The organism is Paraburkholderia sp., assembly GCF_049581445.1.
Classification (GTDB): Bacteria; Pseudomonadota; Gammaproteobacteria; order Burkholderiales; family Burkholderiaceae; genus Paraburkholderia.
Genome location: NZ_JBAURZ010000318.1, coordinates 20,311 through 38,750, shown reverse-complemented (window position 1 = coordinate 38,750; position 18,440 = coordinate 20,311). Strand labels below are relative to the sequence as shown.

Genomic DNA, 18,440 nt, shown 5'->3' with positions numbered 1-18,440 from the left:
CATCGAAGGCGAGCGTTTCATCGAAACGTACAGCCGCATCGGCATCACCCCGTTCAAGGAACGCGTGTACGCGTCGCGTCAACCGGCTCACGCGTAACCGCGACCAAAGGATACTGGACAGATGGCTGCTATCATCAAGAACCGTGCAATCGTCAACGACGACTGGACCGTGGTGCGCGCAGCGGAAGACGGTACGTTGCCCGCCGTGGATGCGCTGCCGGGCGGCAAGCTGATCGCGCCTTTGGCATTGTGGCAGGCTGAACGCGAGGCGCTGACGGCTTCGCGCAGCGCAGCTGAAATTGCCATATGGCTCGAGCCGGACAGCGAACCGGCGGATATCGTCGCCGACTTTGACAAGATTGCGCTGATCGCGGTGGACTTCCCCGTGTTCCGCGATGGCCGTGGCTTCAGCATTGCGCGCCTGTTACGCGAGCGCTATGGCTACAAGGGCGAGATTCGCGCGATTGGCGACGTGCTGCGCGACCAGTTGCGCTTCATGTTCCGCTGCGGGTTTGACGCCTACGCGGTGCGGGCCGACAAGGATCTGCACGACGCGCTCAAGGCGTTCGACGAATTCACTGTGCAATACCAAGGCGCGTTCGACGATCCGTCGCCGCTGTTCCGCCGTCGCGAAGCTGCTGCCGCAGCGGCTACGGCAGCGCAAAAGACGTCAGCATGAGCACGACGCACACCGAAAGGACGGAAGCGGGCGGATGGGTGGGAGCGAGCACGTCTCACGACACCCGGCAGACAAAACGGACAGGCAAGGTGTATCTGATTGGCGCGGGTCCCGGTGCAGCGGATCTCATTACCGTGCGAGGGGTGCGGCTGCTGGCGAAGGCCGACGTGGTGATGCACGATGCGTTGGTGGAACCCGCCATGCTTGACCATGCACCGCCGCGTGCCCGAAGGGTTGCGGTGGGCAAGCGCTGCGGCCAGCATTCGATGACTCAGCATTTCATCAACGAGCTGATTGTCGATGCAGCACGCCAGCATGCTGTCGTAGTGAGGCTAAAAGGAGGTGATCCGATGCTGTTCGGGCGCGCGGACGAAGAGATGCGTGCGCTCGAAGCCGCCGGGATCGAGTATGAAATCGTGCCGGGTATTACCGCCGCGCTTGCCGGAGCTGCGTCCCTGCGCTGTTCGCTGACGCTTCGGGGTGTATCGAGGAGCGTGGCGTTGGTGACCCGCAGCCGCGCGGCCGACACAGGCGCAATTCAAGAACTGGCCAATGCCGATTCACTGGTGTTTTACATGGGACGAGATGACGCGCAGGCGATTGCCCGTCAGATGATCAATGCTGGCCGCTCAGGCGCCACACCCGTTGCCATTGTGGAGGCATGCAGTACGGGCGACGAGCGACGGCTCGCGTTGACGCTCGCGCGTCTCGCCCACGGAGAGGCGCAGCAGTGGCTGGATCGGTCGAAGCCCAGTTTGCTGATGATTGGGACGGTCTTTGCCGGACGCGTCGAAGTGCGCTAGGTCACAAGACCCTCAAATCGATACCCCGCACCGCGAATCGTGAGAATCATTGAAGGCAATCCGAGAGCTGCGAGCTTCTTGCGTAGCTTCCCCACGTGCACATCTATCGAATTGGTACCCGGATCGAAGTGGTGATCCCAGACGGATTCGAAGATCTCGCATCGAGTGAGAATTCGCCCGGCATGATGAATCATGAATTCGAGCAGGCGGCATTCCGTAGGTAGCAGATGCTGCTTGCGTCCCTCATGGACGATATGATGTTTTACAAGATCGAGTTCGAATGTGCTGGTCCGTAAGACCGCGCTGTCTTTGGTGGGCGGTACTCTTTTTCGAAGCAGTACCTCAACGCGAGCCAACATCTCGTCGGGCGAAAACGGCATCACCAGGTAGTCGTCTGCGCCGGCGCGCAAACCCTGTATCCGCTGTGCGATATCGGACGTACTACTTACCATGATTACTGGCGTTTGAACGCCTATTCCGCGCAAGGCGGAGACGACCGCTGGGCCAGTAACATCCGGTAGAGTTTGACCGAGCACCACCACGTCGTAGTTATGTGCGATGGCGCGCTTCACACCGGTCAGCCCCAGACGCGTCATGTCGACACTGAATCCGGAGGAGATGAGGCTGGTGGTGATTTCCTGTCCGAGAACAGGTTCGTCGTGGATATTCAGGACCCTTAGCATTTTTCTCGTACGCCATCTATTTACAACGCCCCTGCAGGCGCCCCCACAATCAGGAGCACGTATATGTCTTGAGTTTCCACGGCATTGGAGATCATGCATGCCGGGTACCTCAGGGCAAACCCACTTTGGGAGGATTTATTCCCGGGTGGTGCGGATTTTTTTTCGTTCCGATCGTGCCCGGCATTCAGTCTTGCCTCTACTGCGCAACTTCATGACCCGCATCGTATGTGCCAAACAGATGGAATAGAAATACGTTGTTGTGATGGCCCCTATGTGCTGGGCGTATAGGTCCAGCGAAATGGAATATTCAGGCCGGCAGCGTGTTTGCCTTGACATGGGAGTGCTGGATGTGGAGGTCGCTATCTCGGTTCAGCCACCCGGTCTTTCGTAACCGGACAAAGCAGGAGGGTGTCATGAACAACGTCCTTTCAACCTGGATTTTCGTTGGTAGCAACGCATACGACGAGTACATGTATGTCTCGTGGCTAGACAGACACGTATATCGGCGGACGGTGGAACTGAGCAAGATTTGCATTCAATAGGCGCGAAGTCGGCGGCCCATCGGCTACGGGAATTCGCATATCAACGAAGCATGGATCGAATACCAAGGATGTATTTTTCATATAAAACGCGCACTCCTAGACTGGGTGCATCACTTAGGGCCCTCGAGCCCACCGAAAGGAGCGCGTCAAATGAGCAGCCTCACCCACGCCAGCAAGCGGACGGCGTCACGCCGCGACGGGTTTCGTCTCGGGAGCAGCCATAGCCAGATGATTCGTCAGTTCACCCCGAACTGGTTTGCGATGACCATGGGGACGGGGATTGTCTTCCTGATCCTGCTTGCGCTACCGATAGAGTTTCCGGGCCGCCACCAGATCGCATTAACGCTGTGGGCCGTCGACAGCGCGCTGTTCTGCAGCTTCGCCGTGCTCTTCGCAGCGCGCCTCATACTCTATCCGCAGACGATTCGGCCGTTGCTTGATCATCCGGTCCAGTCAATGTTCCTTGGCACGATTCCGATGGGCTTGATTCCGATTGTCAACGGACTCGCCATCTTCGGCCCCGGTCTGTTTGGTCCGGCTGTGCTCAACATCGCCCATGTTCTCTGGTGGGTGGACGCGGCGCTAGCGGTGTTCTTCGCCTGTCTTGTCCCGTATCGCATGTTCACGAGCCAGCAGCATTCGGCCGAGCAGATCACGGCCGTCTGGCTGCTGCCACTGGTTGCGCCGGAAGTGACTGCCTCGAGCGCCGCCGTGCTTGCGCCACATCTGCCGCATGCCGCAGCCCAGTTGATGGTTGCAACCGGCTACGTACTGTGGGCCATTTCGGTGCCTCTGGCGTTTTCCGTCCTCACCATCGTGTTCCTGCGCCTCGCGCTCCACAAGCTGCCGCACCGCGATATGGCAGCGTCCTCGTGGCTCACACTTGGGCCCATTGGCACGGGTAGCCTCGGACTATTACTGCTCGGTCAGGCGACACCGGCGCTGTTCGCCGGTACGACGCTTGCCCCCGTTGCAGCCTTCGCACGGGATTTCGGATTGTTTGCCGGGCTGTTGCTCTGGGGCGTGGGCATCTGGTGGCTGCTGATGGCCGCGATTCTTACCATGCGCTATCAACGCGACGGCATGACGTTCAATCTGGGGTGGTGGGGCTTTACCTTCCCGATCGGCGTTTATGCGGCAGCGACCTTCGCGCTCTATCGGATTACGATGTTTGTCCCATTCGCCGTGATTGGCATGTTGCTGGCGCTGGCGCTATTCGGCTTCTGGCTGCTGGTTGTGACACACACAATCAACGGGATGTTGAAGGGAAACCTGTTTCATGCACCGTGTTTGCAGCAGCCGGGGCGCGCTTAACCGGTTCGGCGGTATCCATGTGTGGATTGGACGCAAGTTCGGTATTTGCCAAGCGCGTGCGGCTGGTAGATATGTCCTCACACGGAAAACCGTTCGTACCGGAATAAAAGCGACGCAGCGGTGTTCGCCATACCTGTAGCACCCGATATCACTCGACGAGGAAACAGATCATGAATCTCGCATTGCGCGCTGTCGGCGCGCTTTGTTTTGCGCTGGCATCGGGCGTTGCCGCTGCGCAATCGGTGCTTCACGTCTATGGACCGGGTGGTCCGGCACCCGCGATGAAGGAAGCCGCTGCCGCATTCGAGAAGAAGACGGGCACGCATGTCGAGGTGACCGCAGGCCCAGCGCCTGCGTGGATGGATCACGCACGTGAGGACGCCGATGTCATCTACTCCGGCTCGGAGACGATGATGTCCGACTTCGTAGTAGCGATGGGGGACCAGTTGACACCTGATGCGCCCGTGCCGCTCTATCTGCGGCCCATGTCAATTCTCGTGCGTCCCGGCAATCCACACCATATTCACGGATTCGCCGATCTGCTCAAACCGGGCGTCAAGGTCCTGGTCGTCAATGGCGCCGGACAGAACGGAGTGTGGGAAGATGTGGCCGGACGCACTGGCGACATCGGTAGCGTCACTGCGCTACGGCGAAATATCGTGAGCTACGCGGGCAACAGCGCCGTTGCACGGCAGACGTGGGTCGCTCAGCCGGATATCGACGTATGGTTGATCTGGAATATCTGGCAGGTCGCGAACCCGTCGCTGGCCGACACTGTACCCATTGAACCACGGTATGCGATCTATCGCGATGCAGGAGTCGCAGTCACCAAGCGTGGTTCGGCCGACCCCGCGTCGCAGCAGTTTGTCGACTTTCTGAAATCATCTGAAGGTGCCGCAATCTTCTCGCGGTGGGGTTGGCTCACCGCACCGCCCCATGTTGATCCTGAATCCCCAGCATAAGCGTCATTCATTTCTTTCGGACTCGGCCACTGATGAATTTCACACACCTTCTTGCGTTTTATGAAGTCGCGCGCGCCGGCAGCGTCAGTGCCGGGGCTCTGCGGCTGCATGTCAGTCAGCCGGCCGTTACCCGTGAAATTCGCGAACTTGAAGACCGGCTCGGCTCGGTCCTGTTTGACCGTTTGCCGCGCGGCGTCGCACTCACCGAGGCTGGCACGATGCTGTTCGACTACGCGGAGCGCATTTTCACGCTGGCTGACGCAGCAGAAGGTCAGATGAAGGAGTTAGCTGGTCTGAGCGCTGGTTATATGAAAATCGGCGCGAGTGGAACGCTGGGTGTCTATTTCGTACCCGACATGATTGCGCGCTTCAACGCGAGCTATCCGCGCGTCGCGATCGACCTCACCGTAACGAATACCGAAAGGGTGGAGGCCGGACTGCGCGACCACACGTTTACGCTCGGGTTCGTGGAGGGACCGTTCGACGACACGATCCTTCATGCCCGTCCGATTGGCGCGGACGAGATTGCGGTGATTGCCGCGACAGAGCATCCGAGTGTGGGGCGCCAGTTGCGTCCGCACGACCTGGTCGATCAGGCCGTAATCATGCGCGAGCCGGGCTCCGGCACACGCGCAATTGTCGAAGAAACGTATTCGCGCCTTGGCCTGCAGATCGAACCGCTGATGTCAGTGAGCGACACCGAGGCGATCAAACGCATGCTGTTGGCGCAACATGCGCTCGCCTATGTATCTGTGCTGAGCGTGAAGGACGAGTTACGCCGTGGCGAGTTGTCCGTCATCGAGGTGGACGACCTGCGCATTGAACGGCCCCTGCATATGGTGTGGCTCAAGGGGCGGTCACTATCACCCAGCAGCCAGGCGCTCTTCGATCTTGTGAGCGCGACGGTGGCTGCAAATGCACTGGATGACGCTTGATGGCATATAGGTATTGCCAGGCAATTCCGCGCAAATGTCGTCGGTGTTCGTGAACGCTTTAATTTCTATGATCCCTGACGGTCGTCGGTCGTCGGTCTGCGGCCGATACCCAAATTCAGACGCCGTGCCATACTTCCAGGTCAAGTTTATCGATCTGACGAAAATGACCGACTCTTCCATTTCGCCCATTGGCTTCAACTTCAATCCCCTCGACCGCCGTTCCGAAAAACGCGACGACCACGCCTTTATCGAGCAATTGCGGCAGGACGCGGCGGCACGTTTTCTGATATTCCACGACGAGATCCCGTTGCTCAAGCGCGGCAATGCGCATGACGCATGGTTCCTACGGGATGAGGTGGAGTCCTTTGGAGATCCTGTGCAATGCGTGTTTCTCGGGCAGGAGAGCGACGGCAGTGGACGCTTTGCCGTCGGCGTAGCACTCGACCTTGCGTCAGGCGAAGTGCGCGTACAAGGCGTGCCGTGCGATCGAATCGATGTGCGCTCGATTGCAAACCAGGGCCTCGTCACGCCTCGATCGCTCGGCATGATCGGGCAGGCGAAGTCAATGCTCGACTGGCATCGGCGTCATGGCTTCTGCGCGAACTGCGGCAGCGCGAGCCGCGCCGTTTCATGGGGCTGGCAACGAGTGTGCGACGCGTGCGGAACGCGACACTTTCCTCGTGTGGACCCCGTCGTGATCATGTTGACGATTGACGGCGAGCGATGTCTCCTTGGACGCCAACGCCAGTTCGCTCCGGGAATGTACTCTGCGCTCGCGGGTTTCGTCGAACCGGGCGAGACCGTGGAACACGCGGTGCGTCGCGAGGTAATGGAGGAGGCCCGGGTGAAATGCGCCGAAGTGGTGTATTTCGCGTCACAGCCGTGGCCGTTTCCCTCGTCGCTGATGATTGGCTGCTTTGCACGGGCAAGCGACACCGAAGTCGTCATCGACCATACAGAACTCGAAGACGCGCGCTGGTTTTCGCGCGCCGAAGTCGCCGCGATGCTCGCAGGGACGCACGAGGGCGGACTGTCTGCGCCGAAGCCGTTCGCCATCGCGCATCATCTGCTCAAGGCATATGCGGAACGCGGCGAGTCAGTACTGCGCAGCTAGCCACGTGCTATCGCAGTGGTGCCTCGATTCTCTGTGGTGCCGGCAGCGTTCACGAACTTTGGGCCCGAGTGGGGCGGTTCACCTCCGGCCCGCTTCAACTTCCGAGGTTGTCCAGATCTTCGCCCATCGCGCGCAACAGATCTCGCATGTATGCCTCGTCAGCCTTGTGCCATTCCGGTGAGCCGTATGGGAAGTCTTCCGGGTTGTGCTTGCCCTGTGCCTTCCTGATAACGCGGACGGTATTCTCAAGGGCCTGAGCTTGTTCATACCGCGGATGACCGGGTCCGAATGGGATGTCGTCGACGTTTCTCATGGCTGAGGTATCGGCAGCCAATCAGCAAACTTGAATGTGCGCGGTTGACATCACGTCCGCATTGGCATGTTTCTGAGAAAAGTGATTTCGTAACTTAGGTATTTACCCTTGGTTCATACCTTCCTAGAATGTTTTCAACGCTGCAAACAAATCTGCTTGCAGCACCGTGCAAAACAATCTCTGGAGGTGGAAATCATGAAATCGCTCATCAAGGCTATTGCCATTGCTGCTGTTCTCGCCGCACCGATCGCTTCATTCGCCCAGTCGAATCAGCCTGTGACGCGCGCACAGGTGCGTGCCGAATTAGTGCAGCTCGAAAAGGCAGGGCTCAACCCGTCGCAGGACGGTGACGCGACTTATCCGGTCCAGATCCAGGCCGCCGAAGCGCGTGTGGCAGCACAAAATGAATCGTCGAGCGGCGTAGGCGGCGTGGTGAGTGGTTCGTCGGCGTCTGGTGCCCCGGTAGCGGTAATCGCGCCGAGCATGCGGTCGATTTACGCCGGCCACTAAGCCGCGAGACAGGCAAGGTCCTATTGGTGTGGGGCGTTGAGCGGTTTTCTGTCATCACTTGAACAACGGAGGAAACCTGTATATATTAACAGTACTGTGTTTATATACAGGTATTCGCCATGGAACATGCTGTCCGAGTGCTGAATGACCATGACCGACGCACCTTGCAATGGTTGCGTCGGCAGGTGGGTGACGCGGCCATTGCAGCGGCGGCATTGCGCTGCGGGCCGTCAAAGCCCTATCTATCGAGGCTTTGCCGATGCCTCGGGCTCACGCCGCCGTCCTCGCGTCAGTCTCGCGGCGGCGGCCCGACAGCGACGGGTGAGCAGTCGCTGGCGCGTATCCGTGAGATTCTCGCTGCTAGTCGCCCCGTAGAGACGCGTCAGTGATCTCTCCCAGATCCTTACGCGCTCCGGGTAGTCGCGACCGCGTCGCCTTTTGCTTGCTGGCGCTCACGCTTTGCACCATACATGGCAGCGTCGGCTAGCCCGAGCGCCTGATCCACCGACAGAAAGCGTACCGCCACAACGCCGGCGCTGACGCCTGGGTACGTCAGTCGTGTTTCACGAAGTGCATAGGCGCCGGCAGTGACCTCCGCGGCGCGAATAGCGAGCGCGGATGCAGCACTGTTCGCTTCCTCCTCGTCGGCGGGTCCGGTCCAACGAAAGCGAATTCATCTCCACCAATGCGGGCGAGCATATCGGTGTCCCGGATTAGTCCTGCGAGGCGCCCGGCACACTGTTCCAGCAGCTGATCGCCCGAGAGATGGCCAAACTGGTCGTTGATCTGTTTGAAGCCGTCCAGGTCGAACATGCCCACGAGCACGTAGGAACCGTCGCGCGCGGCTCTGGCCAGCAAGCGGCCGAGTTCATCCCGCAGCGCCCTGCGGTTTGGTAGTCCAGTTAACGAATCGGTGAGCGAAAATTTCGTCAGGTACTCGTTTGAACGGCGCAGTTCCTCGACCAGCCGTTCGCGCTCGATATGTTGCGCAATCAGTTTCGAAAACAGATTGAGCGCGCTGCGCGCGCGGGGCCCAAGTGTCCTGCTGTCCTTTCCGGCGGCGCATAACGTGCCAATCACCTCGCCATTACTGCCCAAACCGGTGCGCTCTCGTACGTCTGTATGCCAAGAGCGGTTGCCGCCTGAGAGTCCGCCCAGACTTCGCTGACATTGGAGACAACCCGACGGCCCTGCTCGAGGCAGCGCTTGTACAACGTGTCGGACCATGGGACGGTTAGCCCTTCCGGTATGAGAAGTTCACCGGTGTTGCGGGCAATCGTGATCGACTGAACGGCATTTTCCTGGTCAATTGACGTCAGGTACGGCGATTCAAGGCCTGTGACTACCTCAAGCATCTCCAGCAGCGGTCGGGTCAATGCCTCCAGACTGTTCGCCGTCGCCAAGGTCGCCGACAGGCTTTCCAGCATTTCCTCCATGAATACTTCCTGGGAGTGCTCACCGACTGCTCGACTCGCTGCGGCTTCGAACGCGATGCAATGGATAGGGCGCTAAAATCAAAGTACCGTCGGGCCTTGGCCGAGGAACCGACCGTCCTATCCGAATCTATCAATGGCAGGCAACCATGAACACTCACCGCGCGTGTTTTGTTCGCCCGGCGCTGGCTGCAATGAGCGTGGCTGCGCTCGCAACGCTGGCCGCCTGTGGCGGAAGCTCGTGCATCGGCCTCGACAGCTGCGGCGGTGGAAATCCGGTACCGACCGTCGCCATATCCGGGACGGCCGCCACCGGTAGTGCGCTCGCCGGCGCGATGGTCAGCTTCAGTTGCGCGCAGGGTTCGGGCTCAGTCGTGTCGGATAGTGGCGGACACTATGCGATCACTTTCAACGGCTCGTCTCCCTGCATCATTACCGTGACCTCTGGCGGCACGAGCCTGCATTCGGTGGCATTTGCTGGCGGTACCTTTAATACGACGCCAGAGACGGAGTTGATGCTGGTCTATCTCGCTGCCCAACTTGGGACTAATGAAACCAGTCTGATTGCAGGGTTCCCGAGTAACACGCAGTTCCAGCAAGTGCTGGCAAACGAGGCGGATGTGCTGGCTGCGCAATCGGCGGTGGTCACCAATCTGCAGCAGAGCTACGCGCTCACGCTGACGGTGCCGGCGTTTCTGACCACGCCGTTTATGGTTGGGCAAACAGGCGTCGACGGAGATCTCGACGCGCTGGCGACAGCGGGCGCTATCGACGCCAATGGGATGCCGGATCAGGTCGCCGTCGCGCTACTGTCGACGGCGGGTCTCGCCCATCCGCTCGCAGCGACGCCCGCACCCGCGTCCGGTACCGGCAGCACAAGCAGTACAAGCAACTCGCCTGGCGGCATGATGTGACGTTTGGCGAGTCGCAGACCGTGGAATCACCGCACTGCTGCGAGAAGACGAATACTCGACCTATAAACTCACTCCGTTTTAACTTCTTTCAGTTCCCCGTTTGCGAGATTCAGAACAAAGCCGCGAATGACAATATCTGACGGCACCCATGGATGAGACCGAAGCTTCAACATCTGCTTTTTCGTTGCTTCATTGACGTCCGTATAGAAGTGGAACACTGCGGGCGTCACAGCCAGCGAGCCTGTACGTTCGTGCAGATGCGTCTCGAACGTGCCGTCCGTAAACATCTCCATCCCACATCCCGTGTGCCCAACAATCATGATTTCCGTCACGCCCAGAACGTGAATCGAAAACATGAGCGATCGCACAACATCCTCGGTAACGACTGTTCCAACATTCCGGATCACGTCCGCGTCGGCGGCTTTGATATCGAAGCGTTCCAACAGTCCATTCATACGTGGGTCCATGCACGTGATGATCGCGACCTTCGGGGCTGGCTTCCCAGCCAGCGATGCATCGTGGTGCTTTGCACTTGCTTGACTTGAAGTGATTGCGTGTTCGATCAGACTCATCTGGACTCTCCGTCTGTGCGCTTCACAATCGATGTTTTCGGTTGCGTGAAAGCGCGGTGGATAGCGCCCCGCGGGCACGCTATATCGGCGATAGAGTCGATTCTGGACGGGTTTCGACACGAAGACATCATGGCCCGTGGCAATTCAATTTTTCCCTTCGGGCAACCATGCGTCAGCACGTATCCTTACAAGAAGATTTGTGGACGCGTGACTGACACGAAGGCTTCAACGCGCAAACACCACGAAGCCATTCGCTGGCAGTGTGATCTCCGCTGAAGCGGGCATGTCGTTCCACGGCACGTCGGACTGCGCGTCGACGTGACCGCCGTTGCCGGCCACCTGCGCGTTCGGATATCCATCGTAATAGTCGCTGTTGAAAATCTCACGCCACGCGCCGCCCGAAGGGAACCCCACCCGATAACCATAGCGGTTGTATTCCTGCAGATTGGCGACCAGCAGCACATCTGCACCAACGCCGTCGATCCAGCGGTGCAACGCGATCACGCGGTCCGCTGCATTCGCGACCCACACATTGAGCGATTCGCTTCGCAATGCCGGCCAGTCGTTGCGAAGGTGGACGAGGTCACGGCAAAAGTCGAGATAGTTGCCCATCACGGGATCTGTCGCGAGTCCGTCCCACCAGATCAGCAGGTTGGCGTGGAAGTTGATGTCGTCACTCCACTGCTTGTCTTCGAGGATTTCCTCGCCCATGAAGAGTTGCGGTATGCCCGGCGCGCAGAACAGCAGACCCAGCGCCCACCGTGCGCGGCTCCGAGCGAACCAGGAACGGTGGTCAGCGGGGTCGGCGAGCGCCGCAATGCGTTGATCGCGGTCGACAAACACGACGTCGTGGTCCTCAAGCATGTTGACCGCGCGCCAGGCCGCGCCAAATCCCGCAGGTTTTCGCAGGCATTGCGCGAGCGCATCCATGTCGACGAATGCGTCACGGCCACCGCAGGCCTCGGTGATCGCGCCGCGAATGCCGAGCCGCAGTTGATCGGACCATGCGGCATCGAAGCCGAGCCCGTTGGGCGTCGGCCGGATCGCAGCAGCGCGATCGTCGCCCCAGTACTCGGCGATCTGCACTGATTGAGGTCGCTCTGCGCGTAGCGTGTCGGCCAGGTTCTGGCAGAACTGGCCGCCGCCGTGCGTGTCGATCACCGTCACCTCGTCGTAGCGGATACCGTCGATGTGAAATTCTTCGATGCATTGCTTCGCGTTGTCGATCAGAAACCCACGCGCGTCCTCGTTCCAGTATGCAAACACGCTGCCGCCAGCCCAGCTTTGATCGGTGAAGTACGTGCTGCGATTGTCGTCGCCGGTCGGTTGGCGGTCGATGAATTTCAGGCACTGGTCGTTGAAGCCAGGTCCCGCATGATTGAACACGAGATCGAACATCACGCAAATGCCGTTGAGATGCATGATGTCGATTGCGCACATCAACTGGTTCGGGCCGGGGAGAATGTCGTTGATGTTCAGCGGCGCCTTGCCGCGCGCGGCGAGCAGCGCGTTCGCCTTGGTCAGATAGCGGGCTAGTTCCTGATGATCGTTGACCTGATAATCGATCTCGGGCGAATACAGATCCAGCCCGTTGTAGCCGAGACTGGTTTCGCTCGGGTATTCCTGAACTGGCATCAACTGCACGCCATTGATGCCAAGCGCGCGAAAGTAGTCGACACGATCGAGCAAATCGAGAAACTTGCCGATCGAACGGCGCTTGTCCTGGCCGAGTGCGTCGACCGCGTAGAAGGTGCCGATATGCAGTTGGTACAGCACGAGGTCGTTGAAAGGCGGCGCGCGGAAATCGCTGTCACGCCATGGGTAGGTTTGCGGATCGCGGACGATGCAGTCGCAGGCGGGATAGGCCGGCTGCGTGCCGAGTTCGCGCGCACGCGGATCACGCTTCAGACCGGTGCTGCCGGCACCAACCACCCAGAACCGGAAGGGCGTGCCTTCGCCCGCTTGCGGTACGAACGCGCTCCAGGTGCCGTCGCCAAGCGGGAAGAGCGCATCGGTAACGGCGGGCACGAAGCCCGGTTGCTGGGCGTTTTGCAAGCTCTGGCTGGTCAGCACGAAGACGCCTTGAGCCGCTGGAGCCCATAGTCGAAACGTCGCGCCGCCGGGCACGACCGTCGCGCCCATCCTGACATTGCCTTCGGTCTGGGTCGTCGCCATGGCCTTTCCTTGCGCTAGTCGTAGCCGCCAAACGTGAACAGGAAGAGGTCCTCATCGGAGGGATTGATGAGGGCGTGGAGATTGCCCCCTTTCAGCAACGCGAGACTGCCTGAGCGCAACGTACGCACTTCGAGGCAGCGCTCGCGGTTCGGCATCTTGGCCCAGTCGCCAATCACCATCAGTCCGGCGCGATCGCCAATCGTCATGAAAATTTCCAGGTTGTCGCGGTGTCGGTGCAGGCCAATCGCCGAGTTCGGCCGGATGATGTGCAGGTCTGCGTAATCGACGGCCATAAAAGGCTCATGCCGCCCGTCGGGCCCTTTGTTGCCGAACGCATCGAAACTCCATGACGGCAGGGTGCGGGCTAGCTCACCCATGCCAGCATATTTGGCGTAGTTCGACAGCAGGTTGCGATACTCAAGCGCACCTGGACCGCCGTGCGCGTTAGGGCTCGTGCCAACGCTCAGATAATTCTCCCAGCCACGCACAACCATGTTGAATTCGAACTGGTGATTGGCGCCGTCCATCGAATCCCATACGCTGCCGGACGCGTCAGCCCACGCGGCTTCGATATGCAGGCGCAGAATCGGGTGCAACGCATCGTCCGGCGCCACGTCGAGCGCGCTCGACACATTGTTGCCGTCGAGTGCTTCACGCGAGAAATCGCCTTTCGCTTGCACCAGGGTGGGGTTGGGCACCAATGCGCCGCGATCGAACGCAGCCTGGCCGCGTGCATCGAGCGCTGCGCGCAGATCGGCGGGAGAACCTGGCCAACCCCAGAATTCAATCGCGTAGCGGCCGGATTCGGCGTCGTAGGGGACGTTTGCCAGCGCCGGCAACGCGACGTTGCCCACCTTCATCCAGAGGCGAATCGCCGGCCCGAGAGAACCGCCCATGCGCGATGCGAGGACAGAATCGGGACCGGCCGGATACGAAATGCGGATGAAGGGTCCCGTCCAGTTGCCCACCGTTACCTTGCCGCGAATCACATGTGTGTCGCCAGCGGTAAATGAGTGGACATTCTGTTTCTGGAAGTCGCACTTGTTGTCCTGCGCCCGTGGATCGAGCACAGCGCTATCCGGTGCGCTAGGACCATACAGATGAATCGACCGGATCGAAAACAGGTACTGCAGTTCCTCGAAGTCATAACATTCCCGCGCGGCCGCGAGCACGGCACTTTCGATCAAGCCAAGCACCATGACGACCGGATTGTCATGGCTATAGTCAGGTGTCGTGCCGGGACGAACCGGGACCACTTCTTCGTGCAGGATTTCCATCGCGTCAATCCCTTGATTCAGGCGCTGTGGTAGAGGAATGCAACGAATTTCAAAGGTTCCGTGTTTTGCGGTGGGTTGCGGATGCCATGCATGCCACCGCTCTTTGTATAGATGATGCTGCCGGGCTTGACGGGCAGTTCCTTGAATGCCTGTTCCCCAAGCCCGAACACTTCGCGTTTGACTGTCTTGTACGCATTGTCATTCTCGTCACCGAGCGCGGGGTCGTCGCCCACGCGCAGATAGGCAATGCCCTGACCGTGCACGATGTAGTACAGCTCTTCCGAGCCGACATGCTGGTGATTGCCCTCGACCTTGCCGGGTGGAATCGTCACCTCGTGAAAGAAGATCATCGAGCCGCCGAGTTCGCGCTGGAACAGCCAGCGCATCGAGATGATGTTGTTGCTCGATGCGTCCGGGTTGGTATAGCCGCCGTTTTGGTCGGCGAGCATCATTGCGTTGCGGTACAGCACCGGCGTGACATCGTTCGCCTGCCTGTACCAGCCGCGCTGAAAGTCGAGCAGGTAGTTCATGTCCTGCACGGTGTTGTCGGGCGCACTCGGCACGTAGGGACGCACGGGGTGCTGATGCGTGCGGCCGAAGTCGTTGTCCCAGGCGAGATCGTCTTTCTGGATCAGGTTACCGAACGCCCATTGCCGCGACTCCTCGCGAAACGCCAGTTCGGCTTTAGCGATTGAGCCGACATCGTTGAGCAACGGCAGAAACTGCGTGATGCGCGTGATTTCGTTGTCGCGTCCCATCAGCGCGAGCACCGATGCGTCATGACGCGCGCTGTCCGGCGGTTCTAGCCGGTCCCAGATTTCGGCCTGGAACGCGTTGACCCAGGCGTCGTAATGCAGGACCAGCGGACGGTCGTCGGCGGTCTGGGCAGAGTTGCCGGACTTGTCGATGAGCTTTAGCCAGGCCGCGCATCCATTGCGCAAGAAGCGGTTTTTTACCCGCGTCGCCTCGGTGAGCCGTGAGCCGCGATATTCGATGCGCACGAAATTCGCATAGAACTCGCCGTCAAGAAATACGCTGCCCTTCAGACACATCACTTCGTAATAGCTGCGCACGTCCGTCACGTTATAGCGGTAGCGTGGGCTACGCGTCGCGTTCAGATAGGCCTGGTGGTAAATCCGATCGGGAAAGAAAAGGATTCCGAAGATCTGGTTCGAGGGGTCGGTGCTTAGTGCGTCGAGTCGCGGGTCCATGAGGCTAGAGTCTCCCGATCAGAATATCGGCGACGCGAAACGAATTCGCCTCGATCGTCAGGGTAGGGTTTGCGCCGCCCGAGGTGGGCATAAACGAGCCATCTGTGACGTACAGGTTGTCGAAACCCCAGGCGCGGCAGTCGGCGTCTAGTACGGAATCCTTGTTATCCACGCCGAAGCGCGCGCCGCCCATAATGTGATTGGCGCAGCGGGCATATTCGTCCTTGCCGTACACCGCACCAGCATTTAATGCGTTCTTGATACCGCCGCTCGAGAGCACGTCGTAGCATTGGGCGCTCAGCCGGTTCATCAACGCGATATCGTGCGAGTGCCAGCCCTTGATGATGTAGGCAACGGCTCGTCCCCATTTGTCGCGCACAGTAGGATGGAGTTCGATGCGGTTGCTCTTCTGCGGGATCTGGTTCGCCATGAAGGTGAGCGACAGGCCACGACCAAAACTGTCGTCGAGAAACTGGTGCATGGCTTGTCCGCAGATACCGGCGTCGTTGTTGAAACCGTCCCACAGGGTGTCCAGATCGTGGCTGTCGACGTTGCGCGCCAAGGCGAGGGGCAGGGCGCGGTCCGACGTATTGTTGTAGATCACGGCGCCCGCCCATAGTTTTTCGGCTGCGAGAAACTCGTCGGCGTGGCAGAAGTCCGACGCGAAATCGCTGTCGAGCGATTCCGATTTGTCATAGCGCTCAGGTTTCGATACCAGGCCCGAGGCGCCGCCAAAACAGTGCGTGAGGAAATACGCGCCGAGCATGCCGTTACCGTCCTGATTGATCTTCGGTGAGAAGTAGGTTTTGTCGTGGTCTGCCGACAGCTTCAGAAGGCGGACGCTTTCGATAGCCGAGCATGCAACCACCACTAAGCGTCCTGATACCTTGTGCTCGATGCCATCCGGGTCGAGAAAATGGACCGAGCTGATCCGCGTCCCCTCCGACGAGAGGTGTGTGACCGTGCAGTTCGGCAACAGGGTGAAGTTCTCAAGTTCGTTGATCGGACTGAGCAACGAGACCCAGGTGCTGGACTTGAAACCCATCGGATCGCCGTAGCGATTCACGTAGGAGGTTCGCGCGAGGTTACCGGTTTCCGGTCCCTTGCGGCCGCTGGGTTCGTGATCCGCGGTGATGACCGCGAGCGGGGTCCGGTAATACGGCATTTTCAGCGCGTCCATTCCGGTCTTGACGTGCTCGCTGATCGGGTTGTATTGCAACGGTGTCTGATAGTTGTTGCCACTCGTGAAGGGCTTTTTCTGGTTGTTGACTTCGCCATTAATGCCGACCAGTTTCTCGGCTCGCGCATAGTACGGTTCCAGCACCTCGTACGAGATCGGCCAGTCGCGCGCGGCGCGGCGGACCTCTTCATTTGGATCGTCTAGTAGCGCGGCGCCTTCGCGGTTGTTCCATTGAGCGAGCGTCAGATCGCGCGGCGTATAGCGCAAGGAGACACCGCCGTAGAGCTGCGTGCCGCCGCCCACCACCTGCGCGGTATAACCTTCGATGGTCGCGGCGTCTTGTGGCTGGCCCTGACCGTCGTTGCGTGAATAGATGTGCGGTTCGTCGTTCAGGTCGGGCTCGACGTGGCTCGAGTAGTAGGACGCGCCCTGATTGTCGACGGCGAGCCGCAGAATCTTTTCGGCGCCATCCGAGACCAGCTCGTCGCGCTTGAAACCGCTGACACGTCCCTGCACCTGATATTGCGGCAGGATCCACGGCCCTTTTTCCAGCATCAGAACGCGCTTGCCTTTGAGCGCGAGCTGATGGGCGATGGGCGAGCCTCCCGCTCCACTGCCGATGATCACGACGTCGTAGTTGTCTTCCATGGTCGAGTCCTTGATCGTTCAACCGAAGTAGTCGACACTCGTACCAAACGGAGTTTCAATGGCTCTTTTCCAGTCGAAGCAGCTTTTGCCTTGCGTGCCGTCTGGATTGTCCTGGCCGCGAAAAGTGTGTTCCAGATAGGCCCAGCCTGCACCACCCACGTTCCCTCCATATTTCGGATGCGAGAAAGCGCCGCAGAAAGTATGTCTGCGCAGGATCTGAAGGAAGAAGCGCGGGCTCTGATATTTCGACGTATCCCAGTCTGGGACGTTATCGGCCGCCATCTGGCTGTACAACTGCTGGTAACCATCCGAGCCGACCTGTGTGGGCGATATCGACGGATAGCGTTTTCTGAGCACCGCTTCGATCTGCCCGAGGCAGATCTTGTAGTCGACCAGCCGGTGGTGTTCCTCGCGGGAGAGAATGTTGTCGATGAAGTTCACCGCACCCACGGGTTGCTCCAGCCGATAGGCGCTTTGCCGCGTCGCGTTGTCGGCATCGAAATAGAACGTATCCATGAACTTCTGTGCAGCGCCCGTGGTGAACGGCAGGATTTCATTCGTGAGGCGCGCGAGAATGGAAATCTCCCAACTCTCGAGACTCACGGGCACGGCGCAGTAGTTCGTAAAGAAGCGCGACCACTCTGATCCTGTGTTGAGCCGGGTGCGTTGCGGATTGATCGGGTCCAGCACCGCCTGACCGTCAACGATGAACTTGTAGAGGTAGAGGCGGCCACTCGGCACGCACACCGTCGCTGCGCGGTAAAACGTGGGGCGGTGATCGAACATTACCGGTTCGAGCGGCGTTGAATCCCATAGGCTGTCGAAGTTGCCCACCACCGCGACGGGCCGCTCATCATCGCGCGCTGCGGCACGCCATACAAAGGTGACCTGATTAAGTGCGTGCTGCGTGAGCGTGGGATCAGTGAGCCTGGTGCTTTCGATAATCGGAAACCGCCACGGCTCGGTATAACCCGGCGAGGTGCTGGCGCGAGCAAGATACTTGGCGGTGAAGTTCAGGACATGGACGTGGTCCAGCGGATCGGGTTGCACATCGCACCTCTATCAGCACAGCGAAGTGAGTCGACTGCATTTGACGATTTAGTGCGTTACACCGACTGAAATAACACGCTTACTGAAGCGCTTTTCTGGCCGCATGGATCATCGGTCGGTCATAA

The 18,440-nt window shown here is 59.5% G+C and carries 18 protein-coding genes; 8 read left to right on the top strand and 10 right to left on the bottom strand.

From position 1 onward, the window contains the following. The first annotated feature begins 121 nt into the window (after window positions 1-121). The gene (locus WCA85_RS26760; RefSeq protein ID WP_424067878.1) at window positions 122-679 is read left to right on the top strand and encodes a DUF934 domain-containing protein; all 558 of its coding nucleotides are present in this window, start codon (window positions 122-124) and stop codon (window positions 677-679) included. Beyond that, window positions 676-1,482 carry a uroporphyrinogen-III C-methyltransferase gene (gene cobA / locus WCA85_RS26755; protein WP_424067877.1) on the top strand — a complete coding sequence of 269 codons (807 nt, stop codon included), beginning with the start codon at window positions 676-678 and terminating at the stop codon, window positions 1,480-1,482. The genes WCA85_RS26760 and cobA overlap by 4 nt, the downstream gene beginning before the upstream one ends. Here cobA and WCA85_RS26750 read toward each other — a convergent pair. Next, on the bottom strand, window positions 1,479-2,165 hold the full coding sequence (locus WCA85_RS26750) for a response regulator transcription factor (protein ID WP_424067876.1): 687 nt from the start codon (window positions 2,163-2,165) through the stop codon (window positions 1,479-1,481). The two genes, cobA and WCA85_RS26750, sit on opposite strands and share 4 nt — an antisense overlap. 692 nt (window positions 2,166-2,857) lie before the next feature. Between WCA85_RS26750 and WCA85_RS26745 the strand changes: the two genes are divergently transcribed. The 4 genes from WCA85_RS26745 (at window position 2,858) to nudC (ending at window position 7,032) form a co-directional block, all read left to right on the top strand. After that, a complete protein-coding gene (locus WCA85_RS26745) occupies window positions 2,858-4,021 on the top strand; it encodes a TDT family transporter (RefSeq protein ID WP_424067875.1) in 1,164 nt (387 codons plus the stop codon). Window positions 4,022-4,191: 170 nt separating this feature from the next. Beyond that, complete coding sequence (locus tag WCA85_RS26740) at window positions 4,192-4,983, top strand: substrate-binding domain-containing protein (RefSeq protein WP_424067874.1); 792 nt, start codon at window positions 4,192-4,194, stop codon at window positions 4,981-4,983. 32 nt (window positions 4,984-5,015) lie between these two features. Then, complete coding sequence (locus tag WCA85_RS26735) at window positions 5,016-5,918, top strand: LysR substrate-binding domain-containing protein (protein ID WP_424067873.1); 903 nt, start codon at window positions 5,016-5,018, stop codon at window positions 5,916-5,918. Between the two features lie 163 nt (window positions 5,919-6,081). Further along, window positions 6,082-7,032: an NAD(+) diphosphatase gene (gene nudC / locus WCA85_RS26730; RefSeq protein WP_424067872.1), complete on the top strand. Its 951-nt coding sequence runs from the start codon at window positions 6,082-6,084 to the stop codon at window positions 7,030-7,032. A gap of 94 nt (window positions 7,033-7,126) precedes the next feature. On the opposite strand, the gene WCA85_RS26725 is transcribed toward nudC, so the two are convergent. Beyond that, window positions 7,127-7,345, bottom strand: coding sequence for a hypothetical protein (locus WCA85_RS26725; protein ID WP_424067871.1), 219 nt, complete (start codon window positions 7,343-7,345; stop codon window positions 7,127-7,129). A gap of 195 nt (window positions 7,346-7,540) precedes the next feature. On the opposite strand from WCA85_RS26725, the gene WCA85_RS26720 reads away from it, so the two are divergent. Beyond that, window positions 7,541-7,855 (top strand): DUF4148 domain-containing protein, encoded by a 315-nt coding sequence (locus tag WCA85_RS26720; RefSeq protein ID WP_424067870.1) that lies wholly within the window; start codon window positions 7,541-7,543, stop codon window positions 7,853-7,855. A gap of 552 nt (window positions 7,856-8,407) precedes the next feature. Here WCA85_RS26720 and WCA85_RS26715 read toward each other — a convergent pair. Both WCA85_RS26715 and WCA85_RS26710 read right to left on the bottom strand, forming a co-directional pair. Next, window positions 8,408-8,953: a GGDEF domain-containing protein gene (locus tag WCA85_RS26715; RefSeq protein WP_424067869.1), complete on the bottom strand. Its 546-nt coding sequence runs from the start codon at window positions 8,951-8,953 to the stop codon at window positions 8,408-8,410. After that, entirely contained in the window at window positions 8,932-9,291 is a 360-nt protein-coding gene (locus WCA85_RS26710; protein WP_424067868.1) for a hypothetical protein, read from the bottom strand. Before WCA85_RS26710 ends, WCA85_RS26715 begins: the two co-directional genes overlap by 22 nt. A gap of 146 nt (window positions 9,292-9,437) precedes the next feature. Here WCA85_RS26710 and WCA85_RS26705 point away from each other — a divergent pair, with 146 nt between their 5' ends. Then, window positions 9,438-10,202, top strand: coding sequence for a hypothetical protein (locus WCA85_RS26705; RefSeq protein WP_424067867.1), 765 nt, complete (start codon window positions 9,438-9,440; stop codon window positions 10,200-10,202). 68 nt (window positions 10,203-10,270) lie between these two features. On the opposite strand, the gene WCA85_RS26700 is transcribed toward WCA85_RS26705, so the two are convergent. The 6 genes from WCA85_RS26700 to WCA85_RS26675 form a co-directional block, all read right to left on the bottom strand. After that, entirely contained in the window at window positions 10,271-10,774 is a 504-nt protein-coding gene (locus WCA85_RS26700; RefSeq protein ID WP_424067866.1) for a beta-class carbonic anhydrase, read from the bottom strand. A gap of 225 nt (window positions 10,775-10,999) precedes the next feature. Continuing rightward, window positions 11,000-12,949 (bottom strand): alpha amylase C-terminal domain-containing protein, encoded by a 1,950-nt coding sequence (locus WCA85_RS26695; protein ID WP_424067865.1) that lies wholly within the window; start codon window positions 12,947-12,949, stop codon window positions 11,000-11,002. A gap of 14 nt (window positions 12,950-12,963) precedes the next feature. Further along, window positions 12,964-14,226, bottom strand: a complete 1,263-nt coding sequence (locus WCA85_RS26690; RefSeq protein ID WP_424067864.1) for a cupin domain-containing protein — start codon at window positions 14,224-14,226, stop codon at window positions 12,964-12,966. 17 nt (window positions 14,227-14,243) lie between these two features. Beyond that, window positions 14,244-15,437, bottom strand: coding sequence for a cupin domain-containing protein (locus tag WCA85_RS26685; protein ID WP_424067863.1), 1,194 nt, complete (start codon window positions 15,435-15,437; stop codon window positions 14,244-14,246). 4 nt (window positions 15,438-15,441) lie between these two features. Beyond that, window positions 15,442-17,265, bottom strand: coding sequence for a GMC oxidoreductase (locus WCA85_RS26680; protein ID WP_424067862.1), 1,824 nt, complete (start codon window positions 17,263-17,265; stop codon window positions 15,442-15,444). 18 nt (window positions 17,266-17,283) lie between these two features. After that, window positions 17,284-18,315, bottom strand: a complete 1,032-nt coding sequence (locus WCA85_RS26675; protein WP_424067861.1) for a gluconate 2-dehydrogenase subunit 3 family protein — start codon at window positions 18,313-18,315, stop codon at window positions 17,284-17,286. Between the last annotated feature and the right edge of the window lie 125 nt (window positions 18,316-18,440).

What these genes read in the sequence shown, in the direction of transcription:
- WCA85_RS26710 (WP_424067868.1), bottom strand. Translation starts at nt 9,291, where the DNA reads ATGGAGGAAATGCTGGAAAGCCTGTCGGCGACCTTGGCGACGGCGAAC.
- WCA85_RS26750 (WP_424067876.1), bottom strand. Translation starts at nt 2,165, where the DNA reads ATGCTAAGGGTCCTGAATATCCACGACGAACCTGTTCTCGGACAGGAA.
- WCA85_RS26735 (WP_424067873.1), top strand. Translation starts at nt 5,016, where the DNA reads ATGAATTTCACACACCTTCTTGCGTTTTATGAAGTCGCGCGCGCCGGC.
- WCA85_RS26690 (WP_424067864.1), bottom strand. Translation starts at nt 14,226, where the DNA reads ATGGAAATCCTGCACGAAGAAGTGGTCCCGGTTCGTCCCGGCACGACA.
- WCA85_RS26720 (WP_424067870.1), top strand. Translation starts at nt 7,541, where the DNA reads ATGAAATCGCTCATCAAGGCTATTGCCATTGCTGCTGTTCTCGCCGCA.
- WCA85_RS26760 (WP_424067878.1), top strand. Translation starts at nt 122, where the DNA reads ATGGCTGCTATCATCAAGAACCGTGCAATCGTCAACGACGACTGGACC.
- WCA85_RS26725 (WP_424067871.1), bottom strand. Translation starts at nt 7,345, where the DNA reads ATGAGAAACGTCGACGACATCCCATTCGGACCCGGTCATCCGCGGTAT.
- WCA85_RS26700 (WP_424067866.1), bottom strand. Translation starts at nt 10,774, where the DNA reads ATGAGTCTGATCGAACACGCAATCACTTCAAGTCAAGCAAGTGCAAAG.
- cobA (WP_424067877.1), top strand. Translation starts at nt 676, where the DNA reads ATGAGCACGACGCACACCGAAAGGACGGAAGCGGGCGGATGGGTGGGA.
- WCA85_RS26680 (WP_424067862.1), bottom strand. Translation starts at nt 17,265, where the DNA reads ATGGAAGACAACTACGACGTCGTGATCATCGGCAGTGGAGCGGGAGGC.
- WCA85_RS26705 (WP_424067867.1), top strand. Translation starts at nt 9,438, where the DNA reads ATGAACACTCACCGCGCGTGTTTTGTTCGCCCGGCGCTGGCTGCAATG.
- WCA85_RS26685 (WP_424067863.1), bottom strand. Translation starts at nt 15,437, where the DNA reads ATGGACCCGCGACTCGACGCACTAAGCACCGACCCCTCGAACCAGATC.
- WCA85_RS26745 (WP_424067875.1), top strand. Translation starts at nt 2,858, where the DNA reads ATGAGCAGCCTCACCCACGCCAGCAAGCGGACGGCGTCACGCCGCGAC.
- WCA85_RS26740 (WP_424067874.1), top strand. Translation starts at nt 4,192, where the DNA reads ATGAATCTCGCATTGCGCGCTGTCGGCGCGCTTTGTTTTGCGCTGGCA.
- nudC (WP_424067872.1), top strand. Translation starts at nt 6,082, where the DNA reads ATGACCGACTCTTCCATTTCGCCCATTGGCTTCAACTTCAATCCCCTC.
- WCA85_RS26695 (WP_424067865.1), bottom strand. Translation starts at nt 12,949, where the DNA reads ATGGCGACGACCCAGACCGAAGGCAATGTCAGGATGGGCGCGACGGTC.